This is a genomic window from uncultured Alistipes sp. (assembly GCF_910580175.1).
Classification (GTDB): domain Bacteria; phylum Bacteroidota; class Bacteroidia; order Bacteroidales; family Rikenellaceae; genus Alistipes.
Window position 1 is genome coordinate 452,093 of record NZ_CAJTXD010000001.1, and the last position, 23,473, is coordinate 475,565.

Sequence of the window (23,473 nt, forward strand, 5' to 3'; positions counted from 1 at the left end):
TTGTAAGAATTTACACATCCGATGTCCAACAAGACCATTTTCATCAATAAGATCAGCAACGAACAGACCGCCCTGCTGCCCGCCATCGAGTTCCGGGGCGAAATCCGGATCGTCGAGCACGAACGCGACATCGCCGCGGCCTGCCAGGACTTGGCGGCCCAGCCTCTGATCGGGTTCGACACCGAGACGCGCCCCTCGTTCCGCCCGGGCGTCAGCTACCGCGTGTCGCTGCTCCAGCTCTCCACGCCGCAGCGCTGCTACCTCTTCCGGCTCAACCGCATACCGCTGGCCAAACCGATCCTGCAACTGCTCGAAAACCGCGATCTGCCCAAAATCGGCGCCGACGTAGCGGGCGACCTGCGGTCGCTGCGGCAGCTGCGCCGCTTCCGCGACGGCGGATTCGTCGACCTGCAAACCATCGCGCCCCAATGGGGCATCGAAGAAAAGAGCCTGCGCAAACTCTCGGCCATCGTCCTGGGCCAGCGCGTCTCCAAAGCCCAGCGCCTGAGCAACTGGGAAGCCGCCGCGCTAACCGACAAACAACAGATCTACGCAGCCACCGACGCCTGGGTCTGCACCCGCATCTACGAAAAGCTGCTCCGCACTCCGAAAATCTAAAAAGACACTCCATGATACCGCAAGTTTACCTGCGCAAAGGCAAGGAAGAATCCCTCGCGCGGCGCCACCCCTGGATTTTCTCCGGCGCCATCGACTACATCAAGGCCGAGGAGGAGTCCCAGATCGCCGAGGGAGCGCTGGTCGAGGTCTACACCCATTCGGGCGACTTCATCGCCCAGGGACACTACCAAATCGGCTCGATCGCCGTGCGGGTGCTCACGTTCGAACGCGAAACCATCGACCAAGTCTGGTGGAACCGCCGCATCGCCGTGGCGCGCGACGTACGCCGCACCCTGGGGCTGACCGACGATCCGCAGACCACCTGCTACCGGCTCGTGCACGGCGAGGGCGACTCGCTGCCGGGGCTGGTCGTGGACATCTACGCCACGACGGCCGTCGTGCAATGCCATTCGGTAGGCATGTACCGCGCACGCCGCGAAATTGCCGAAGCCATCGTCGCCGCCTACGGCGACCGCATCACGGCCATCTACGACAAATCGTCGCAGACGCTCCCCTACAAGGCCGACCTCGGCGCCGTCGACGGCTACCTGCGGGGCACCTCCGACCATACGTCGCAGGTGGTGCTCGAACATGGCGAGAAATTCATGGTCAACTGGGAGAAAGGCCAGAAAACGGGCTTCTTCCTCGATCAGCGCGAAAACCGCGAACTGGTCAAGCGCTACGCCAAGGGGCGCACCGTGCTGAACACCTTCTGCTACACGGGCGGTTTCTCGGTCTATGCCCTCTCGGGCGGGGCCAAGGAGGTATGCTCGGTGGATTCGTCGGAACGGGCCGTGGCGCTGGCCACCGAAAACATGCGTCTGAACTTCGGCGACGATGCGCCCCACACCGAAGTGGCGGCCGACGCCGTGGAGTACCTGCGCGACATCGGGGACAAATACGACCTCATCATCCTCGATCCGCCGGCCTTCGCCAAGCACCACAAAGTTCTGGGCAACGCCATGCAAGGTTACAAGCGGCTCAACGCCCGCGCACTGTCGCAGATCAAGCCCGGAGGCATCCTGTTCACGTTCTCGTGCTCGCAGGCCGTCTCCAAGGAACTTTTCCGCACCACGGTATTTTCTGCCGCCGCCATTGCAGGCCGCAAGGTGCGCATCCTCCACCAGCTTACCCAGCCGGCCGACCATCCGATCAACATCTACCACCCCGAAGGCGAATACCTCAAGGGACTGGTACTTTACGTGGAATAGAGACACCGTAACGGTTGCTATCGAAACGGCCCGCCCGGGATGCTCCTGCGTCCGAAATACCTCTACATGTAAGCCCCGAACCGGCTTCGACATAAAAATAAAAAAAGTCATGCTGAATCAGCATGACTTTTTTCGTCGCGGCACTCCGCTATTTCTTCCGCGCCCGCTGCTGTGCCTCCTGCTGACGCAGCAGTTCCTCGTAGCGTTGCTGGAACTTCGATTTTTTGCCTTTCAATTTCTTGGCTGCATTGGCATCCATGATGGCCTGGATCTTCCCGTCGTCCACCATCCGGCGGATGACGAGCGTCTGGCCGATGGTCAGCAGGTTCGAAAGCAGATAGTAATAGCACAGACCGCTCGCATAGTCGTTGAACCAGAAAAGCAGCATGAGCGGCATCATGTAGACCATCATGAACTTCATGCCTGCCATCTGGGGCTGCGACGATGCGGTCTGCTGATAATTATAATAGGAATAGGCGAAGGTCGAGAGACACATCAACAGCGCGAACAACGATACATGGTCGCCATAGAACGGAATCGAGAACGGCAGATTCAAGATACTGTCGTACGACGACAAGTCATGCGCCCAAAGGAACGGCTGCTCGCGCAACTCGATCGACGCCGGGAAGAAACGGAACATCGCAATGAGGATCGGCATCTGGATCAACATCGGGATGCAGCCGCCCATCGGGTTGATGCCCGCTTTCCTGTAAAGTTCCATGGTCGCCTGCTGGCGTTTCATCGCATCCTCCTGCTTGGGGTATTTCTTCGCCAGCTCGTCCACCTGCGGTTTGATCAAGCGCATCTTGGCCATCGAAACATAGCTCTTGTAGGTCAGCGGCGAGATGACCAGACGGATAAGCACCGCCAGGATCAAGATGATGACACCGAAGCTGCCGATGTAATTGCGCAGAAAGTCGAATACCGGAATCACGCACCAGCGGTTGATCCACCCGAAGATGCCCCACCCCAGCGGGATGAGCCGTTCGAGGGCCGTTTTCTGACCATCGACCTCCACCTTGCGCAGGATCGAATACTTGTTCGGGCCAAAATAGAACGCGAAGTCGTAACCCTCGGTCTGCGGCGTATAGGGCACGGCCATCTGCGCCTCGAACTCCTTGACATAGCCGCTGCCGGGCTGTGCCGTGGCGAAAGCGACATTCGCATACGAAACATTCTGCGGCGCAAGGAACACCGACGAGAAGAACTGCTGCTTGAACGCCACCCAGTTGACCGCCGTCGAGATGTGTTTCGACTCCTCGCCGTCGCCCATACCCAGTTCTTCGATCGAACTTTCGCCCGGGAAACGGTAGGCGACCGTCGTATACATGTTTTCGTTCTTGAAGCCGCGCTCGTTCTGGTAGGAGGTGTTGGCCCACTGGATGCCAACGGAGGTCTGGTTAGCCATTTCAGGCGCCATGTTTACCAAGCGCACGTCGAAATCCACCAGATAGTCGCGCTGGGGCGCTGCGCCATCATGGATGGCATACCGATACTCCAGCCACGCGCCCGCCCCCACGGGCAAGCGCATCACGACCGACTGCGCCCCCTCGGCCGTCCGGGTCACGGGCTGCATCTCGAACGTATAGTCCATCGTATTGACCGGCACGTTGTTCGTCCCGTTCTTCACATAGAACGTCAGCGCGAAATAGGCGCTCGCCGGGTCGAACAACTCGATCAACTCGTCGCGCTCGCCGCGCGGCGCATAACGGGTGTAGTCCTTGAGCGTCACACCCATGATCCGACCGCCGCGGGTCGAGAAACGCACTGCCATGACGTCGTTTTCCACCACGAATTCTTCAGCTGCGGCTTCAGCGGCAGCTGCCAGATAGCCGCCCAGCTGCGACACGCGACGCGCATGCGCGGTCTCGGCAGCCGATTCGGGAGTCGCCGCCACGGTTTCGTCGTCCGGCATGCCGGCGACAGGCACCTCGGGGTTCGACGCCGCCGCTACCGAATCCTGGTAAGCCTGCCAGACGGCCAGCTCTTGCTGGTATTTTTTCTGCTCCTGATTATTGAAATAGGCGAATCCCGCAAAGAGAAGCGCCACGACCGCAATGCCGATGATCGATTTCTTATCCATGTAGTTCCAAAGATTTTATTTTTTCTGCGTATCGTACGCGAGGGCCGCCGCCACGAACCCCACGAAAAGCGGCGAGGGGCTTTGCACCGTACTCTTATACTCCGGATGGTACTGCGTTCCCACGAACCAGGGGTGGTGCTCCACCTCGACGACCTCCACCAGATTGGTGTCGGGGTTCACACCCACGGCTTTCATGCCTGCCGCCTCGAACTGCTCCAGATAGTCGCTGTTGAACTCGTAGCGGTGGCGGTGGCGTTCCGAGACGTTCAGTTTCCCGTAGGCCGCGGCCACTTTCGAGCCTTTCTTCAACAGACACGGATAGGCGCCCAGACGCATCGTACCGCCCTTGGCCGTGACTCCCTTCTGCTCCTCCATCAAGTCGATTACCGGATGGGGCGTGGCTTCCATCTCGCTGGAATTGGCATCGGCGATGCCCAGTACGTTGCGTGCAAATTCGATCACGGCGCACTGCATGCCCAAGCAAATGCCCAGGAACGGAATCTTGTTCTCCCGGGCGAAACGCACCGCCTCGATCTTGCCCTCGATGCCGCGATTGCCGAAGCCCGGAGCCACCAGAATGCCGGCCATCTTGCCGAGTTGAGCCTCAACATTGTCGCGGCTGATCTTCTCGGAATTGACGTAGCGCAACTTTACCTTGCAGTCGTTCATCGCACCGGCATGCACGAACGATTCGCAGATCGACTTATAGGCGTCGGGCAGCTCGGTGTATTTGCCCACCAAAGCGATTTCCACCTGTCGGGAGGGATGTTTCACACGCTCCACGAAGTCGCTCCAAGCCGCCATGTCGGGTTCCTGCTCCGAACGGAGGTTCAGCTTGTCCAGCACCACTTCGTCCAGATGCTGCGCGTGCATGCGCAGGGGCACTTCGTAGATCGTCGGCACGTCGATAGACTCCATCACGGCGTTGGCGTCGACGTTGCAGAACAGCGCCACCTTGCGCCGCAGGTTGGTCGTCAGCGGACGCTCGGTGCGCAGCACCAGGATGTCGGGTTGCAAACCGTTCTCCAGCAAGGCCTTGACCGAATGCTGCGTAGGCTTGGTCTTCAGCTCGCCCGATGCCGCCATGTAGGGGATCAGGGTCAGATGCACGAGCGCCGAATTGCGCGACCCGAGCTGGTAGCGCAGCTGGCGCACCGATTCGATGAACGGCAGCGACTCGATGTCGCCCACCGTGCCGCCGATCTCCGTGATGATGACATCGTATTTCTTCGTCTGACCGAGCAGCTGGATGCGGCGCTTGATTTCATCCGTGATGTGGGGAATTACCTGCACCGTCTTGCCTAAATACTCGCCCTTGCGCTCCTTCTCGATCACGCTCTTGTAGATCTTGCCCGTCGTCACGTTGTTGGCTTTCGAGGTGGGATGGTTCGTGAAGCGCTCGTAGTGACCCAGGTCGAGGTCGGTCTCGGCGCCGTCCTCCGTCACGTAGCATTCGCCGTGCTCGTAGGGGTTCAGCGTCCCGGGGTCGACATTGATATAGGGATCGAGCTTCTGGATCGTTACCGAGTAGCCGCGCGCCTGCAGCAGCCGGGCGATCGAGGCCGAAATGATCCCCTTGCCCAACGAAGAGGCCACGCCGCCCGTCACGAATATGTACTTGGGTTTAGTCAGTTTCATTTATCTTCTTGTTTGTCGTTGTTTGCGTTTTTCTGCACCTCGGCGGCCTGGCGATCCAGCAGTTTTACCTTTTCGACCGTCGCCGCGATCTCCTCGTGCATGCGCGCGATTTTCGACCGGACATCCGCGATCAGCGTCTCGGCGCCTTTCGAGCGGGCGAAGAACCCGATGTTGTTCTCCAGCTGAGCCGCCTCCTGCTCCAACTGGCGCACACGGTTGCAGAGCCGCTCGCGCTCCGTGCGCATGCGCTTCTCGCCCGCCGACCGCAGGGTGGCGACCTTCTCGCGGAAGCGGTTCATCGAGCGGTCGCGCTCCGTGCCGCGCAGGGCCGCGAACAATTCGTCGACGACCGCCTTGTAACGCTTCTGCACCGCATCCTTCTGCTTGATGGGCACGAAGCCGATCTCGCCCCAGCGGCGCTGGAACTCGCGGATCGCCTCATAACCTCCGGCCTTGACATCCGCCGCAGCCATCTCGTCCAACAGGGAGAGCTTCTTTTGCAAGTTCTCTTCGTATTCGTTATTCTCGGTGGCGAAATGGACGCTCTTGCGCTCGAAGAACTTGTCGCAGGCCGCACGGAAGCGTTTCCACACCGCATCCGCATGGCGGCGCGACACGGCCCCCGTCTCTTTCCAGCGGGCTTGCAGGGCGATCAGTTCGTCGGTCGTCTTCTTCCAGTCCTCGCTGTTCATCAGCGCCTCGGCCGCCTCGCACAATTCGTTCTTGAGTTGCAAATTATGATCCATTTCAGCCTTGAAACCCTCGTAGAAACGGCGCTTGCACTCGAAAAACTTGTCGCAGGCCGCGCGGAAGCGTTCGTAGATGCGGTTGTTGTCTTTCTTGGGCGCGAAGCCGATGGTTTTCCAGGTCTTCTGTATCTCCAAAAGCCGTTCGCTGGCCCGGTTCCACTCCTTGCGGGAAACGAGCGGCTGCGCCGCCAGCTCCTCCGTCGCCGCGCACAGCCCGGTTTTCAACTCCAGGTTCTTCTGCTGTTCGGCCTTCAGCGCTTCGAAATATTCTTGATGCTGCTTGTTGATGCGCGTCGAAGCCTCCTTGAAACGTTCCCAGAGCGTCTCCTTGTATTCGTGGGCCACCGGCCCCGTCTCGCGCCATTCGTCGTGCAGCTTCTGCAACTTGCGGAACGCCTCCACGATCGACGGCTCCAGCACCAGCGCCTCGGCCGCCTCGCACAAGGCGACCTTGTGCTCGTAATTCTTTTTCAGATCGAGATCGCGCAGCTCCTTGTTGATCTTGATGAAGCCGTAGAAGTTCTCCACTTGCAGGTTGTAGTTCTCCCACAAATCCTTGACGTTGGTCTGGGGCACCATGCCGGTCTCTTTCCAGCGGGTCTGCAATTCGCGGAACTTGTTGAACGTATGGTCGAGCGTCTCGTCCGAGCCGACCAGCTCCTTGATCTCTTCGATGATCCCCAACTTGACCTGCAAGTTGCGCTCCTGCTCCGCTTCGAGACCGGCCAGAAACTCGTCGCGGCGGCGGCGATACGCTTTGAACAACTCCTTGAGCCGGGTCTCGGCGTCGTCCGCCGTCGGCACGAACGCCTCCTCCGCCCCGCCCTGCGCCACGAAAGCGCGCCGCGCCGTCTCGACCTCGGCCCGGCGCATGCGGTAGAAAGCGATCTTCAGCGCCTCCACCTCCCGGCGGATCGCCTGCACGGGCCGTTCTTCGAGCATGCGGGCGAATTCGGCCAGCAGTTCGTCCTTGTTTTCAGCCTTGAAAAGAAGTTCCGACGACTCCCCGGCAGCCGATTCTCCGGCTTCGGCCTCCTCGGCCGTCTCGCCCTCGATCTCCAGTCCGGCGTCGCGGGCCGCCAGCGCGGCCTCCTCCTCCGAGAAATCCACCTCGGCATCCGCCGCATCCCCGTCCGTTCCCGACTCTGCGGCTTCGGTCGTTTCGGCAACATCGCACGGCCGTCCGGCACATGCAGGAGAGACGCCGGCCGCAAGGTCGGCAGAAGATTCTTCCGATGCGGACTCCGCCTGCGCGGCATCCGTGCAGGGTGCGGTCTGCAATTCTTCAGCCCCAGGGCTGACATGCTCTGCGGGAGCATGGAGAGTCGGTTTTTCAGTGGCCATTTCGATAGCGATTTTAGTGCGTTCTACACTACGGAAATATATGAATCCTGCAAATATAACCATTTTTCCCATGACGGCGAATGATTTCCACGGAAAATTCGTATCTTCGCATAAAACACCCGCAACACTTTCGGACACACCAACCAACCGCCACCCATGAGCCACCGCATCCTGCTGGTCGACGACGAACCCGACATCCTCGAATTCGTGCGCTACAACCTCCTCAAGGAGGGCTACGAGGTCTTCACGGCCTGCAACGGCGCCCAGGCGCTCGAAACGGCCGCCGCCTGCCGCCCCCACCTCATTCTGCTGGACCGCATGATGCCCGTCATGGACGGTGCCGAAACCTGCCGCGCCATCCGGCGCGATCCGCAGCTCAAGGAAACGATGGTCGTCTTCCTTTCCGCTTTGGGCGAGGAAGAACAGCAGCTTACCGGATTCGACGTCGGAGCCGACGACTACCTGACCAAACCCATCCGCATGAAGCTGCTCGTCAGCCGCGTGAAAGCCATCCTCAACCGCATCGACGCACAAAGCGATGCAGCACCCGCCGCATCCGGGCCGACCATCGACCGCGAACGCTACACGGTGCACTGCGACGGCCGCGAAATCGCCCTGCCGCGCAAGGAATTCGCGCTGCTGGAACTACTCAGCTCCTCGCCCGGGAAACTGGTCTCCCGCGAGGAAATCTATGCCAAGATATGGGGCACGCAGGTTGTCGTCGGCGACCGCACGATCGATGTGCACATCCGCAAGCTGCGCCAGAAAATCGGCGAACAGCGCATTACCACAGTCAAGGGCGTCGGTTACCGCTACGAACCGTAGCAGAAAATGCAGCCCGCAACTCCGAGACCCCCTATTCCGTTCTGCGGCTCCGAGACAGCGGATTCCGACCCGCCCTTCCGGCATACCCTATTTCGGCCCTGCACCCCCGCAACCGCAAAACACCCGGCCCGGCCCGAAATTCCGCCCTTCCGGCAGCACCTGCATCAAACGCCGGCAGACTCCTGCATCAAGTTGCAGCCCGACCGCGCAAGCATTGCCGCTTGCGGAACGGCATCGTCGTCGACCCGCCGAATCGCGGCCGCGCTGTCCAACTGCCGGATCGGCGAAGCGCCCGATCCGACGATTTTTTCGCCTAATCGAACAAAATTTATTCGGACTGCAACTATTTTTTTGCATAAATTTGCATGATCGTAAAAATTTGCCTACATTTATCTTATAATTTGTCTTAACAATTCATACTTAAAATGGTAATATTGGTACTCAACTGCGGCTCGTCGTCGATCAAATACCAGGTCATCGACATGAAGTCCGCTTCCAGCAAACTGCTCGCCAAGGGTCTGGTCGAGCGTATCGGCCTGCCCGAGGGCGATCTCACGCACAAACCCGTCGGCAAGGAGCCGTTCGAACTCCACCGCCCCATCCCCGACCACACCACCGGCATCCAGCTGGTCATGGAAGCCCTGACCGATGCGGGCCACGGCGTCATCCGCTCGCTCGACGAAGTCAAGGCCGTCGGCCATCGCGTGGCCCACGGCGGCGAGTTCTTCCCCCAGAGCTGCCTGGTCGACGACGACACCAAGCAAAAAATACTCTCCCTCTGCCAGATCGCACCGCTCCACAATCCGGCCAGCCTCGAAGGCATCCGCGCCATCGAGCAGGTGCTGCCCGGCGTGCCGCAGGTCACGGTCTTCGACACGTCGTTCCACCAGACCATTCCGGCCGTGAACTTCATGTTCGCCCTGCCCTACGAATACTACGAGAAATACCGCGTCCGCAAATACGGATTCCACGGCACGAGCCACAAGTTCGTGGCCCGCGAGGGCGCCAAACTCGCAGGACTGGATTTCGACCGCGCGAAGATCATTACCTGCCACATCGGCAACGGCGGCTCCGTAACGGCCGTTCTCAACGGCAAGTCGTTCGACACCTCGATGGGCTTCTCGCCCCTGGACGGTCTGGTCATGGGCACCCGCTGCGGCCAGGTCGACGCCAGCGCCATCACGTTCATCGGCGAAAAGGAGGGTCTCTCCTTCGCCCAGCTCGACACCATGATGAACAAGAAGTCCGGCGTGCTGGGGCTTACCGGCATTTCGAGCGACATGCGCGACATCGACCGCGCCTACAACGAGGGCAACCCCCGCGCCATCCTCGCCCGCGACATGTACTACGGACGCATCAAGAAGTTCATCGGCCAGTATGCCGCCGAGATGGGCGGCGTCGACCTGATCGTCTTCACGGGCGGCGTCGGCGAGAACTCGTGCGAGATGCGCGAAGCCGTATGCTCGGGGCTGGAGTTCATGGGCGTGCATTTCGACAAGAATGCCAACGCCGGTACGCGGGGCGTCGACAAGATGCTGTCCGCGCCCGATTCGAAAGTCAAGGTCGCCGTCGTTCCCACCAACGAAGAACTGGTCATCGCCACGGACACGTATAATCTGGTAAAGTAAAAAACGGAACTGTAAAGTCGTGTCGTAACGGCGATTCTTCGAATCGTGCAGGCCGCAGCCTCTCCCGGCGGAGACCCGCGCGCGCTCCGCAGGCTACGGCAGCCTACGACATGAAAAGTATAATTCCATAAATAATAACCGAAAAAACAAAAAATAACCATGATCCAACATCTTACAGAAATCGTCGAGGAAGCGAGAAAGAAAGGCAAGAAACGTTTGGCCGTCGCCTATGGCCAGGATTCGCATACGCTGGAAGCCGTCTACGAGGCTTACCGGGAAGGGCTGGTCGAGCCGACGCTCTTCGGCGAGCAGGCCGTCATCGAGCAGGTCTGCCGCGACAACAACATCGACATCAACGCATTCCGCATCGTCGACGAAAAGAGCGACGTCAAGTGCGTGCAGCTGGCCGTGGCCGCTGTGGTGGCCGGCGAAGCCGACGTACTGATGAAAGGCCTTGTTTCGACCGACAAATACATGCGCGGCATCCTCAACAAGGAGGCAGGACTTTTCCCCCCGAAAGGCGTGTTGAGCCATGTTTCGATCTCTGAAATGCCTTGCTACCACAAGCTCATCGTCATGTCCGACGTAGCCGTCATTCCGCTGCCCGACTTCAAGCAGAAGATGAAGCAGATCGGCTACCTCGCGCAGACGGCCAACCTGCTGGGCATCAAGACTCCCAAGATCGCCTGCATCGCACCTTCGGAGCAAGTGCTGCCCAACGTCGTCTCGTCGACCGAGGGAGCGCTGCTGGCCAAGATGGGCGACCGCGGCCAGCTGGGCAACGTGATCGTCGACGGCCCGCTGTCGCTCGACGTCGCGCTTTTCAAGGAGGTAGCCGAGCATAAGAAGGTCAAGGGTTCGTCGGTTGCCGGCGATCCCGACTGCCTGCTGTTCCCCAACATCGAGTCGGCCAACGTCTTCTTCAAGTCGACGACGCACCTTTGCGGAGGCGAACTGGCCGCTATGGTCATGGGCACCAAAGTTCCGTGCGTGCTTACCTCGCGCGGCGACAGCAGCAAGACCAAGCTCTACTCCATCGCTCTGGCCTGCCTGGCCGCGAAATAGACGTTTCCGGGTGCCCGACCGGCCCGCTGCGTCGTCCTGCGGCACAGCGCAGAAAGGCCGGGCGCGACGCCCCGACACTGCAAACCTCCGAATTCCAATTTCGAACCGAGACCTATGGCATTCAAAATATTAGCGATAAATCCCGGCTCAACTTCCACGAAGGTCGCCCTCTACGAAGAGGAGCGGCCTTTGCTGGAACTCACCCTGCGCCACACTACCGAAGAAGTTTCGCGCTTCGCCGACGTCATCGACCAGCTCGACTGGCGCCGCGGGCTGATCCTCTCCACGCTTCGTGACAACGGATTCGACATCAAGGAGTTGTCGGCCGTCATCGGCCGCGGCGGCCTGATCCGCCCCGTCACGGCAGGCGTCTACGAAGTCAATTCGCGCATGCGCCACGACTTGCGCCACGCACAGATGAAGCACGCCTGCAACCTCGGCGGACTGCTCGCTGCACAGATCGCCCACATGGCCAAAGTCAAGGCCTACATTGCCGATCCTCCCGTGGTCGACGAGATGGACGACGTAGCCCGCATTACCGGCATGCCCATGTGCCCGCGCAAACCGATCTTCCACGCCCTCAACCAGAAAGCCATCGCCCGTCTGCATTGCGAGCGCAGCGGCTGCATCTACGAGAAGTCGAACCTCATCGTCGCCCACATGGGCGGCGGCATCTCCGTGGCGGCGCACCGCCAAGGCCGCATCGTCGACGTCAACAACGCGTTGGACGGCGACGGGCCGTTCGCGCCCGACCGTGCCGGCAACATTCCCTCTGCCGAATTGATAAAAACCTGCTTCTCCGGCAAATACACCAAGGAGGAGCTGCTCAAGTTCATCTCCAGCAAGGGCGGTTTGGTCGCCTTGCTCGGCACCAACTCCGTGATTCAGGTCGTGGAACGCATCCAGCAGGGCGACGAACGTGCCCGCAAGGTGCTCGACGCCATGTGCTACAACATTGCCAAACAGATCGGCGCCATGGCCGCTGCTATGGCCGGCCAAGTCGACGGCATCCTGCTTACGGGCGGCATCGCATTCAACGAACAGATCGTCGATGCCATTCGGGAACGGTGTTCGTTCATCGCCCCCGTTTCGGTCTACCCCGGGGAAAACGAGCTGGAGGCCTTGGCCATCAATGCCCTGGTTGTCCTGCGCGGGGTCATCCAACCCAAAATCTACGAGTAAACGATCCGGACGTCGGAACTCATCATGACCGCAACGATGCGCAAGGCCGATCCGCAACATCTGATTCTGGGCGCGCGTCTGCACGACTGGCTCAAGTCAGCATAGGCGGCATAAGCCGGCTCGCATTCAAGACTTTTCGACCTCTTATCCTACACAACAACCCGGGAACGAATTCCCGGGTTGTTGTTTTCTTATGTCGGCTGCATCAGAGATCGGTATCGGCTTCGGCAGCATCGTCGTAGTACGACGCCAGCGCATACAAGTTGTCATGCAGCGTCTTCATCATCGCCAAGTACTCCGTGTAGGGTTGATACTCCACCGACACCAGTCCCTTGTTCGTGCCGCGGCCGTCCTGGTATCCGTCGGCATATTCGAAGTGCATCCAGCCGGCGCAACGGCGCGTCTCCAACAGCCGCAGGCAGAAGTTCTGGTAGAATTCGCCGCGGTTCTTCTGCGTACGTACCAGCCAGCCGCCGCCGTCGGTATTGACATAGGGCCGGCCCTTGTAGGCCGCATCCGCCGCCTTGACATAAAATTCCGACACGATGAAGGGCCGGTCGCCGCACCACATCGCCAGGTCGGCCATGAAGCCGGGTTCGGGCTGCCAGCGGGCATAGTAGTTGATCGACACCACGTCGCAATAGCGGGCGCAGGCCTCGACGATGCCCCGCGTATACTTGCTCCAGTCGTGCAGACGCGCGCCCAGAATCAGATGCTGCGGATCGGCCTTGCGCACCGCTTCAGTCGTGATGCGGAAGTAGTTTTCAGCCACCTCGGCACGGAATTTCTCGCGGTGGGCCGGCGTGATGGCCGACTCGGAAGCAATTCCCTCGCGGGTCATGAAGTCGCGCGCGAATTCACGAGCGCCGCTGTATGTGTCGGGCAGGGAGAGGAAATGCTTCAACTCGACGCCCAGCGTGTTGCTGCTGTTCTCGTAGGCCACGAACGGCAGTTCGTTGTCCAGATAGTAGCCCACGAAATGCGGATCGCCCACGAAGTCGGCGCACTTCTCCTGCGCCAGCTGCTCGACATACTCCTTGAACTTGGGTTCGAAAACGAGCACGAGACGATTGTATTTGCCCGTATCGAAAGCCTTGTCGTAGCCCAGCTTCGAGGTCATGTCCCACATAAACGTGCGCAGCAGATAGAGGTTTTCGCCATAGGCGATCTTCCGGCGGCCCGAAATGCTGCCGGGTGCCGCATATTCAGGCGAGAGGAGGTTGTCGCGGATGTCGTCGGGGAAACGCGCGATGCGCTTGGCGCCGTACGAAATGTAGTTGATCCCATAGGAGGCCAGCATACGCCCCGTCTCGGCGCTCCACGCCGCATCCGTCCCGAAACGCGCCTTGTAGCCTGCTTCATGCTCGGCCGTAGGGGTGTCGTCCATGTGATAGGGACGCACGTGCTGCGTGCCGTGAAGAATGACCGCCCCGCCGTCGGGATCGAGGAAATACCAGCGACCGTCGGCCTGCGCCACCCGGAAATAGCCCTCCGTACCCCGCACCGTCTGCGGCGTACCGTAGTCCAGGCGTCCGCCCCAGGGGGTTTCGACATGGAAATCCACCGGTCGGAAGCGGTTCATGCCTGCCACGGTGCGGGTCTGCGTGGCGTCGGCCACCTCGCCTCCCGCAATCGCCTCGCAGGTCGTCCAGCCGCGGAACGAACCGTTTACCAGCCGGCGGAATTCGACCGCAGTATAGCTGTATTCTTCCTTTTCGCCCGTTCCGGGTCGTTCGTCGTCCGGAGTCAAATTGTCGTCGGCACAAGCGAAGCCCAAACAGCCGCACAGCGCCAAAAGCATCCATTTAGTTTTCATCATGTTCATCTATTTTTCGGTTAGTTTATTCATTTCTTGCAATCGCAATAAGGCTGCGGCATAACGTCTTCCCAATTCGCGCTGACTCGCCGCCGAGAAATGGGGATCGCTCTCATCTTTCATCGGTTCCAGTCCCTCCGAGCCGACGCACGCCGTGTGCGGCAGACGCAGCCCGCGCAGCATCGCATTGAACGGCGCCGTACCTTCGGGACGCCGCGTCCAGTTCCACCGGGCGATCTGGCCGAATACGAACGGCAAACGCGGATCGTTCAGCTCAGCACGCAAACGTTCCACAAGCAGACGCAGGCACGCTTCGTAGCGCTGCGGATGCGCCGCATCGGCTTCGCCCTGGTGCCACAGCACGCCGACCACCTCGCCCCACTCCTGCGCGGCACGCAGGCGGGCCAGCGCTGCATCGAGCAGCTGCCCTTTCGGGCCGATCCATTCGTCGATCGAAGTGCCGCCGCGCGCATTCACGACCAGCCCCACCGGCCGCCCCGTCATCCCGACGAACGCCGATGCAAAACCGCCCGCCGGCCCCACCTGCTGCATGCCCAGTTCCTTGCGCACCGTAGAATAGCGGTTCAGCGGTTCGACGGCCGGTGCGAAGCGCCCTTCGGCATCGAGAAGCCACACGCCGGCCACCGTATCACGGGCCGCAGCGTCGAGCGGGCCGCGGCCCGCCATGTTCGACTGTCCGATGCAAAGCACGATCTGCAACCGCAGCAGCCGCACGAAACGCACGCCCTGCCGGTCGAGCGTATCGCCCCGCATCCGGCAAGGCCGCAGCTCACGTCCCTGCGCCGTTGTGCAGCGCAGTGTCCGGCGGGCGTTCCAAGGCACATATACCGTCTGCGCCGCCGCTCCGAACGCCCACAGCAACAGCAGGCCGCAAATCCATAGCCGCCTCATGGCCTCAATGGTTGCGATAGATCCGTATGGCGTTGAGCACCGCCTCGCCCTCCCGCGGCTCGAAGTCGATCCGTATGCCCTTGCCGTCGCTTACCGTCACTTCGACCTTGCGCACCAGCGCCCGGGCGAATCCGACCTCCTCGGCGATCGAGAAGTTCTCGAAAACGCAGGTGCCGTTGACCGTCACATCGAAGCGGCGCCCCCGATAACGGGTGCCCGCATCGTCGGCCCCCAGATTGTAGGCCAGTTTCGCGCGTTCGCCGTCCGCATCCAGTTCGGCCCAATAGAAATAGATCGAATAGGTGCCGTCGGGCACATCGGCGCAGAACCTTTCGATACCGACCCGCTGGGTCTGGAACAACGGGTTGCACGCCGTGCCGCGGATGTCTGCCGCCGTGCCGAGCCAGCCCGTGCCCTCGCGGCGCAATATGCGGCCACCCGCATAGCCCCAGCTGCCCGGAACGTAAGGCTGCTCGGGAATCCACGCCGTACCGGCTGCGCGGTCGTCGAAATAGCGCGGCGAGCCGAGCATCACGTTCAACTCGGTAAACGCGGTCGGCGTGGCCCGCACCAGACGGAAATCCACCGTCAGGACGTCGGTCAGCGCGCCGGCCGTGGCGACGAGACGGTTTTCGCCATCGACGAACGGCACGTCGAACATCGCCACGCCGCCCTCGGGACGTTTCGTACCCAACTTGCGGCCGTTGTGCGTCAACGTTACCGTCTGCCGGTTGCAGAACACCGGCACCGGCTGCACCGAGCGGCCGCGGCCGTCGTCGGCCCCGCCGCGGTTCTCCCAGCAACGGTTGCCGATCAGCAGCTGCGGCTCTGCATTGAGCCGGCTCTTATAAAAGAGGTAGGTATCTTTCTTTTCGCGGTCGAGGCCCGTCAATCCCTTGTTGTTGACATGGGGCACCACGTCGGCGCGCGGCTCCGAATAGAAGCTGTTGAGGTTCCACACCGACGACCCGGCCACGAAAGGCCGGCGCTCGATTTCGCGCAGGTAGTGGCGATGATAGAGCAGACCGTACTCCTGCGAGAAGTCGAACTGCTCGGGCGCGAACGAATGGACGCGCTGATCCACGTCGGCCCCGTATTCGGTCACCATCAGCACCTTGTCCGGGTATTCGGCATGCAGCCGGTCGAGAATCTGCTCGAAGCGCGTAATGTCCTTCTCGTACCACCCTTGGTAGAGGTTCCAGCCTTGAATCATCGGTATGCGCGTGAGGTTCGCCGCAGCATAGGCTTCGGGCGCATTGTGATAGGCCATCATGGTGTAACGCGAGGGATCCTCCGCACGCACGGCCTCCTCCAGCGCCCGGGCCACGCGCTCGACCGCCTTATAGTAGACCGCCAGTTCGCGTTCGTCCTTGTAGGGCGGACGCAGCAGCACCTCGTTCATGTAGGCCCAGATCATTACCGACGGATGGTTGAAGTCCTGGCGGATCATTTCGCGGGCCATCTGCACCGCGTTGTCCAGAAAGGCGTCGCTCTCCGTGACGGCATTGACCACCGGAATCTCCACCGAGGCCACGATCCCCAGCCGGTCGCACATCTCCAGCACCACCGGATCTTGCGGATAGTGGGATATGCGCAGGAAGTTGCCGCCCATCTGCTTGAGCAGCCGGATGTCGCGTTCGTGCATGGCATCCGGCAACGCCCAGCCGCGCCCCTCGTAGTCCTGGTGGCGGCACGTGCCCAGCAGCTTGCGCGAACGTCCGTTGAGCGAGAATCCTGCGTCGGGATCGAACGCAAACCACCGCAGGCCCAGCGAATTCGACACGCAGTCGAGTTCTGTCCCGTCCTCGGCGACAAGACGCGTAAGGACGCGGTAGAGATTCGGTTCGTCGATGTCCCACAGCTGCGGATCCTCGATCCGTATGCCCCGGCACACGGGTTCCACGACCTGCCCGGCGGGCACCGTCAGCAGCGTGTCCGCAACCGCAGCCCGACGGCCGTCGGGCGCCATGATCCGATGCTCCAGCCGCACACACGCAGGCTCCCCGCCGCGGTTCGCCACGACCGTACGCACATCGACCGTCGCTTCGTGCGCCGAAACCTCGGGCGTGGTCAGGTAAACCCCCGACGAGGCCATATCTACGGGCGCCACATGCACCCGGTCGGTCAGCAGCAGGCTCACGTCGCGGTAGATGCCGCCGAAAAAGGTAAAGTCGGCCGAGAGCGGCGGCATGTCGGGGTCGTGGCGGTTGTCGGCCTCCACGGCCACCAGATTCTCGCCCGGCACGACCCAGCGCGTGATGTCCAGCGCGAAACGCGTGTAGCCGCCTGCATGCCGGCCCGCAAAATGGCCGTTTACCCAGACGCAGGCCGTCTGGTTCACGCCCTCGAAGCACAGATAGACCTGCTTGGCCGCAATGCTTTCGGGCAGGAACAGCCGTTTGCGGTACCACCCCGGCCCGCGATAGTAGCCCGGCACGTCATCGTCGGCATCCTGCGCATTCCACGTATGCGGCAGATCGACGACCTCCCACCGGCTGTCGTCGGCTCCGGGGAGGAACGCGTCGTGGGAAGCCCCCCGGCTGAAGCGCCATGCCTCGTTGATCGTATATTTTTCACGCGCCGAGAGCTGCACGAGCGACCCGAGCGCCAAGAAAAAAGCAAGGAAGAATTTCATATCGTCGATTCGTTAAAATGTACACTCCAGCGGTTCGCCCGCATACTCCATCGTTCGGCACGCAGGCGGCATGCCGGGTCGGAAAAGCCGCAGCATCAACCGCTGCCTGCGGGCCATACCTTCGTAGGCCCCCTCGCGGCGGGCGATCCGCAGCGTCGCCGCAGCATCGTCCCACGCCAGCCGCACGAGGGCGTATTCTCCCTCCGCATACCCGAAGCCGTCGCCCGCATCGTCGTAGAGCGCGAACCGGGCGTCGGCGCCGGCATAAATGCGGATTTCGAGCGTCGTGTCGGGCCGCTCCATGGCCGAACGTTTCGCCTCGCCCATCGGGACGATCGACCCGCCGCGCACGTAGAGCGGCAATTCGGTCAAGTCGCACGTTGCGACAACCCGTTCGCCGCCGCGGCAAGCCTGGCCCGTGAAGAAGTCGTACCACCACACCCCCTCGTGGCGCGGCAACAAGGTCTCCACCTGCTGACGTTCAGCGCCGGCAGGCAGCGGCTCGAAAACGGGGCGCACCAACAGCGCGCCGCCCAACAGAAAGGCTTCGTCGGCCCGGGCTACGGCGCGATCCGCCGGAAAAGCCATGCCGAGCGCCTCGATCATCGAGGCCCCCTCGGCGGCGACCCCGCGGGCCGCCGAATAGATGAACGGCATCAGCCGATAACGCAAATCAATATATTTCAACTGGTTGATGTATTCGGCACTCCGTTCGTCGCCGAACCGCCACACCTCGCGCGGCACATCGGTACCGTGGGCACGGAAAATCGGCAGAAACGCCGCGAACTGGAACCAGCGGGCATAAAGGTTGCGGTAGTCCGGATCGTTCAGCCCGCGCGGATAAGGGCCGCCGTTGCTCTTCACGAAGAAGCCCCCCGCATCGACCGTCCACCACGGAAAACCCGAGGCCGAAAGCCCCACGCCTGCGGCGAGCTGACGCCGGAAGTTCTCCCACGAGGCCACCACGTCGCCCGACCACACGGCCGTGCCGTAGCGCTGCTGCCCGGCGAAAGCCGAACGCGTGAAAAGAAAAGGCCGCCGCTCGGGCTGCGCCTGGCGCAACCGCTCGTACAAGTCGCCCATCCACACCAGCGAATAGGCGTTCAGATAACGATGGAAGGCTCCCCAGGCCGTGCGTCCGGCCGATTTGGTGCGTTCCTCCTGACGCCGCTGCGTGAAACCCTCGCGGAACGAGGGTTCGGTGGCGTCCATCCACCAACCGTCGACGCCGGTCGACAGCAGGCCCCGGCTGAAATGCTCCCAGAAGATGTCGCGCGCCGCGGGATCGAACGCATCGAAGACCTTATAGCCGGCCCACGTGCGCTCGTCGAAAAGCGCCCCGGCCCGTTCCAGGTCACGGTATACGGCCGTCTGCGGCCCGAAGCCCGGCCACACCGAAAGCATCAGCCGGACACCGCCGGTCTCGTGCAGCCGCGCGATGCTCCGGGCCGGCTCCGGAAACCGCACCGAATCCCACAGCAGCGCATTCCAACGGGGCTTATCGCCCCAATACTCCCAGTCCTGCACGATGACGTCGAGCGGAATATTCCGCCGGCGGTATTCGTGCACGACCTCCTCCAGTTCGTCGAACGACTTATAGCGCTCCTTCGACTGCCAGAATCCGAAGACCCATTTGGGCGGCAGCGACGCCGCACCGGTCAGCTCGCGGTAACCCCTCACGCAGTCGGCCGGGTCGTCGCCCCGCACGAACCAGTAGTCCACCGCATCGGCCACCTCCGACTCGAACTCGAAACACGCGCCTGCGTCGCGGAACTCCGACGCCGAAGGATTGTCCCACAGCACGCCGTAACCGCGCGTCGACACCGCATAGGGGTTGACGATCTCCTTGTTGGCCTGCAACAGCAGCACCGTATCGCGCTTGCGATCCACGCCGCCGGTCTGGTACTGGCCCAGTCCATAGAGCGACTCCTCCTCCGTGGAGCGGAAACGCTGCACCACCCCATAGCACGCTTCGCCGCCTACCGTATCGGGCACGAAGCTGCGCTCGTCTTCTTCGAGCAGCAGACACCCCCGCGCCGGATCGTAGAACGAGAAGCGGCCCGACGTCCGATCATAACGCACCTCCAGGCGCGCCGTACGGAACGCATAACCCTCCTCGCACGCCGTATACCGCACCGCCACAGGATCGTCCGACGGCACGGTCGCCAGCCGGCGGGTCGCAAGGCTCGCCGTATCGGGCAGCACCAGAATGCGCACCGCCCGTTCCGAACGGAACTCCACGGAGCAACTCATCCCCCGCTCCTCGAAACGGAACACGCTACCCTCGCGGGAAACATTTCCACAGCCGCCCACAGCCAGCAGGGCGAACAGCAACAATCGTCGGCCCATCATTTTATCAAGGTATAATGAAACGAAATATCGCGCACCTTCACCGGCCCTTTGAACAGGAAAGTGAAGCCGGGCGTCATATCATAAAGCACGTTTTCGGGAGCCAGTTCCACGCGCACGCGCCGCCACGTCCCCGTTCCGTCGGTGCGGAATTTCGCCACCGTGGCGAACAGTTCCTTGGGTTGCCGCTCCGTGCGCGAATAGACGAACGCGAACCGTTTGTCGGGTTCCCCGTCGAAATACTCGAACTCCAAATAGCCCGTATGGGTGCGCGCCGTCATCAACGGTCCGAGCGCCCACGCCGGGAAGCAGACCTTCAACTCGGGATCGGCGCTCCAGGCACCCCATGCGGCTTCGCTGCTGAAACGCAGATCGGCCGTCGCCACATCGAGCAAACGACGTTTCAACTTGGCCTCCGCAGCCCCGAAAAGCACCCCGGCGTCTGTCAGCAGCTGTTTCGCCTCGGCATACCGTCCCTCGGCCATGCCGTGGGCCGCCCGATCGAGCAGCGCATCCCCGTCGATAGTCTTGCGGTTCGCCGCCGCCAGCAGGGCGCTGCGCTTCCTTAATGCAAAAAGTTGCGCCGGCAGCTCCAGCCCCGTCTCATCGGCCGGGCACTCCTTGAACAACGACGCATAGCGCAGCGTGGTGCGCAGTTCGCGGTCGCCGTTTTCCACCGTGGGTTCGATTTCGTGACCCTCCGTGTAGTCGCTCCACGAAGCGATGAAGACCATGTCGAGGCTGTCGCGCGAAGCCATGCAGAAATCCCACATCCGCTCGTAGGTGCGCCCCTCGTCGCGCGGAATGCAAAAGAAATGCTGACGCCCCCAGCCGGCACAGCCGCGGTTGTCCATCCCCGGCGTCACGAAACCGGCCTTGACCGTAAAGGCGGGATCGGCACTCAGCCAGATCGAATCGCGAAACGGCTTCATGAACTCGATGCAGTCGTCTGAAACGGCATAATTATCCCACGCAGCATGCTCCGCATCCCGAGACCTCACGCGGGCCGGCAGCCAAGCCGTGGGGATCGTCCCCAGGCGGCACCAGGCCTCGATTTCGTCGCTCCAGCGCACCGGCACATAACGATCCTCCTCCAGCGTACCCCAATCCGCCCAGCGGCGCAGCACGGCCGGCTGCGCCATACCCTCGGGCAAACGCACCTGCGCCGCGGCACGGGCATACTCCTCGGGCGTAGCGCCCGGCCCGAAAAGATAGAACACCGGACGTCCGCCGACCGTGGGAGCCGTCGGCCCGGAGAACACCTCGTCGACCAGATACTGGCAGCAGCGGGCAAAGTGCTCGGTCTTCTGCTCGCGGGTCGCGATTTCGGGGTGCAAGCGCGTGATCCAATCGTAGTAAAGCCATCCGTCGCACCAGTTGACCCCGATTTCGAAGCCGTACTTCGCCGCCACGGGCTGCATAGCCCGCAGCAGGAGGTCGTTCTCGTGCCCCATGAAGCCCCACTCGACAAAAAAACCGTCGACCCCCGCAGCCTTGGCTGCCAGAATCCGGTATTCGATCGCATGGGGGTCGAGGTCGGAGTGCATGCCGATCGCAGGATAGGCCGCAGCGGCGATGTCGCGGCGGCCGAGCGAGTCGCAGAAATCGGCGTTGTAGCACAGCCGCGCACGTCCGGTCTGCGACTTGTGCGTGTCGGCGTGCATCTCCCAACGGCCCAATTTACCATCGTGGGCGCGCGTATAACGCACGCCGTGGTAGTCGGCATAGACTTTCTTGCCGTTCTGCGCCGAAAGTCCTGACGCCCACAGGAGCGCCAGGAACAAAAGCAGGCGGAAAGGTTTCATAAAAAACGTTATCGGAAAAACAGGGAGTTTTCCGGCCTGAAGGTCAGAAAACTCCCTAAAAAACTTCTATTTCTTGGGGAACTTCACGACGATCGTGAAAGTCGACAACGAGGTATTGGTGTTCCTCGTATAATCGACGATCTTGATCAATCCCACGCGTCCTCCGCCGGCCGACGACTTGGTGCCGGTCTTGAAGGCGATCACATTGCCGGCCTGCAAGCCGGTCAATTCGGTTGACGCCACCTGCTCGGCGATGACCTGCTCGGCGATCGTTGCAGCCGTGGCGTTCTCGAAGTCGATATCGTTGCGCAACTGATAGCGGGTCTGCACCTGCGGCAAGTCTTTCGACGTGCCCGAAGCGTAGGCATACTCGCTTGCCTTGTTGCCGCCGGGGAAATAGATGCGGACGTTGCCGTTCATGTCGTAGAACAGCCAGTCGGCATCGACGCTCGTGTCGGTCTTATTGGCCACGATCTCGGAGAGCGCCAACCCCTTCATGTATTTGAGCGAGAAGAACGAGTAGATGCCCGGACGCGAAGCGTTGCCGTCGGAATAGCCCTTGGCGCCCATCACTACGTTTTCGGCCAATTCCATGCCCACGAGCGCCTTGATGTCGACGCTCGTCGAGCGGCCCACGTTGTCGGTTACCACGGCGCGAACGCCCGAAACGTCATCCGTAAATTCGATCTCCTCGGCAAAGGCCAGGTTGTTGAGCTTGTCGGGATATTCTTTCGTCAGCACGGGTTCGGTCGCCACGGTCTTGCCTTTCTTGAGGAAGAGTTCGACCTTTACCACGCCGGCCATCGATTCGATCGTCAGCGGCACGGCCTTGCGCTCGTTGCGCTCGGCAACGATGGTCTCCGCCGCGGGCACCACCGTCGGCGGCGGCACGGTCTTGTACTTGACCGGCAGCGAGACGATGCGCACCTGGTCGTAGACGTCCACGGCCCGCACGCGGAAGCTGCGGTCGTTCTCGCCGTAGGCGATCAGCGCGTCGAATTCGTAGCGCGTCCACGGATCGGTGTCGCCGCCCGTGACGGCCCCGCCGTACTGGGTCTGGCCCTCGACCGAAACGCGGAACATCTCGATACGTTTGAGCGCCACCTCGCTGGTAACCGTAAACCGGGTGTTGGGCAGCTCGCCGCCTATGGTTTCGTCATACTCCCAGCTCTCGGGCGTGAAGACGATCATCGGGGGTTCGACCACATCGATGATCTCGATAGGCAGGACAGCCTCCGCACGGCGGCCCAGCAGGTCTTCGGCCGTTACCACGGCCTGCACGTAGTCGGACTTGTAGTTTATCGTCTCCGAGAGGCTGTAACTCTTGGGGTTGAAGAATTCCGTGACGGTCGTCACAGGCACCTGCTCGCCCTCGGACGTGAGGATCGTGAGCGCCACGCTCCGCAGTCCCGCTTCGGACTTTACCACCGCCACCACGGGCAGGTTGTCCACCATGTTGAGGTCGGCGACCAGCGTATCGTAAGGATAGGCCACCACGGGTTCCGACGACGAAGGATCGAGACCGTCATCCTCCGAGCAAGCCGCCAGCGACACGGCTCCCAGGAGCCACGCCAGCAGGACGATGATTCTATTTTTGTTCATAACGTTCTTGT

At 61.6% G+C, this 23,473-nt stretch carries 15 protein-coding genes; 6 read left to right on the plus strand and 9 right to left on the minus strand.

What is annotated here, in order from left to right:
* The first annotated feature begins 21 nt into the window (after positions 1–21).
* Positions 22–618, plus strand: a complete 597-nt coding sequence (locus tag QZ298_RS01940; RefSeq protein WP_296005039.1) for a 3'-5' exonuclease — start codon at positions 22–24, stop codon at positions 616–618.
* 14 nt (positions 619–632) lie between these two features.
* Positions 633–1,829, plus strand: coding sequence for a class I SAM-dependent rRNA methyltransferase (locus tag QZ298_RS01945; RefSeq protein ID WP_296005133.1), 1,197 nt, complete (start codon positions 633–635; stop codon positions 1,827–1,829).
* Between the two features lie 148 nt (positions 1,830–1,977).
* Here QZ298_RS01945 and yidC read toward each other — a convergent pair whose 3' ends face one another.
* The 3 genes from yidC to QZ298_RS01960 are packed head-to-tail and all read right to left on the minus strand — an operon-like array spanning position 1,978 to position 7,643.
* Entirely contained in the window at positions 1,978–3,912 is a 1,935-nt protein-coding gene (gene yidC / locus QZ298_RS01950; protein ID WP_296005040.1) for a membrane protein insertase YidC, read from the minus strand.
* Between the two features lie 15 nt (positions 3,913–3,927).
* A complete protein-coding gene (locus QZ298_RS01955; RefSeq protein ID WP_296005041.1) occupies positions 3,928–5,550 on the minus strand; it encodes a CTP synthase in 1,623 nt (540 codons plus the stop codon).
* The gene (locus QZ298_RS01960) at positions 5,547–7,643 is read right to left on the minus strand and encodes a DUF349 domain-containing protein (protein ID WP_296005042.1); all 2,097 of its coding nucleotides are present in this window, start codon (positions 7,641–7,643) and stop codon (positions 5,547–5,549) included. The genes QZ298_RS01955 and QZ298_RS01960 overlap by 4 nt, the downstream gene beginning before the upstream one ends.
* A 156-nt stretch (positions 7,644–7,799) precedes the next feature.
* On the opposite strand from QZ298_RS01960, the gene QZ298_RS01965 reads away from it, so the two are divergent.
* From QZ298_RS01965 to buk, 4 genes are all read left to right on the plus strand, one after another.
* Positions 7,800–8,468 (plus strand): response regulator transcription factor, encoded by a 669-nt coding sequence (locus QZ298_RS01965; RefSeq protein ID WP_296005043.1) that lies wholly within the window; start codon positions 7,800–7,802, stop codon positions 8,466–8,468.
* A 425-nt stretch (positions 8,469–8,893) separates the two neighbouring features.
* Positions 8,894–10,096, plus strand: a complete 1,203-nt coding sequence (locus QZ298_RS01970) for an acetate/propionate family kinase (protein ID WP_296005044.1) — start codon at positions 8,894–8,896, stop codon at positions 10,094–10,096.
* A 159-nt stretch (positions 10,097–10,255) separates the two neighbouring features.
* Entirely contained in the window at positions 10,256–11,161 is a 906-nt protein-coding gene (locus QZ298_RS01975) for a phosphate acyltransferase (RefSeq protein ID WP_296005045.1), read from the plus strand.
* Positions 11,162–11,275: 114 nt separating this feature from the next.
* On the plus strand, positions 11,276–12,343 hold the full coding sequence (gene buk, locus QZ298_RS01980) for a butyrate kinase (protein ID WP_296005046.1): 1,068 nt from the start codon (positions 11,276–11,278) through the stop codon (positions 12,341–12,343).
* A 205-nt stretch (positions 12,344–12,548) separates the two neighbouring features.
* On the opposite strand, the gene QZ298_RS01985 is transcribed toward buk, so the two are convergent.
* The 6 genes from QZ298_RS01985 to QZ298_RS02010 all read right to left on the minus strand — a co-directional run bounded on the left by QZ298_RS01985 (position 12,549) and on the right by QZ298_RS02010 (position 23,462).
* Complete coding sequence (locus QZ298_RS01985) at positions 12,549–14,162, minus strand: hypothetical protein (protein WP_296005047.1); 1,614 nt, start codon at positions 14,160–14,162, stop codon at positions 12,549–12,551.
* A gap of 6 nt (positions 14,163–14,168) precedes the next feature.
* Entirely contained in the window at positions 14,169–15,071 is a 903-nt protein-coding gene (locus QZ298_RS01990) for a sialate O-acetylesterase (RefSeq protein WP_296005048.1), read from the minus strand.
* Positions 15,072–15,075: 4 nt separating this feature from the next.
* Complete coding sequence (locus QZ298_RS01995; RefSeq protein ID WP_296005049.1) at positions 15,076–17,706, minus strand: glycoside hydrolase family 2 TIM barrel-domain containing protein; 2,631 nt, start codon at positions 17,704–17,706, stop codon at positions 15,076–15,078.
* Between the two features lie 12 nt (positions 17,707–17,718).
* Positions 17,719–20,058, minus strand: coding sequence for a TIM-barrel domain-containing protein (locus tag QZ298_RS02000; RefSeq protein ID WP_296005050.1), 2,340 nt, complete (start codon positions 20,056–20,058; stop codon positions 17,719–17,721).
* Complete coding sequence (locus QZ298_RS02005; RefSeq protein ID WP_296005051.1) at positions 20,055–21,860, minus strand: glycoside hydrolase family 71/99-like protein; 1,806 nt, start codon at positions 21,858–21,860, stop codon at positions 20,055–20,057. The genes QZ298_RS02000 and QZ298_RS02005 overlap by 4 nt, the downstream gene beginning before the upstream one ends.
* 66 nt (positions 21,861–21,926) lie before the next feature.
* Positions 21,927–23,462 (minus strand): hypothetical protein, encoded by a 1,536-nt coding sequence (locus QZ298_RS02010; protein WP_296005052.1) that lies wholly within the window; start codon positions 23,460–23,462, stop codon positions 21,927–21,929.
* Positions 23,463–23,473 lie beyond the last annotated feature (11 nt).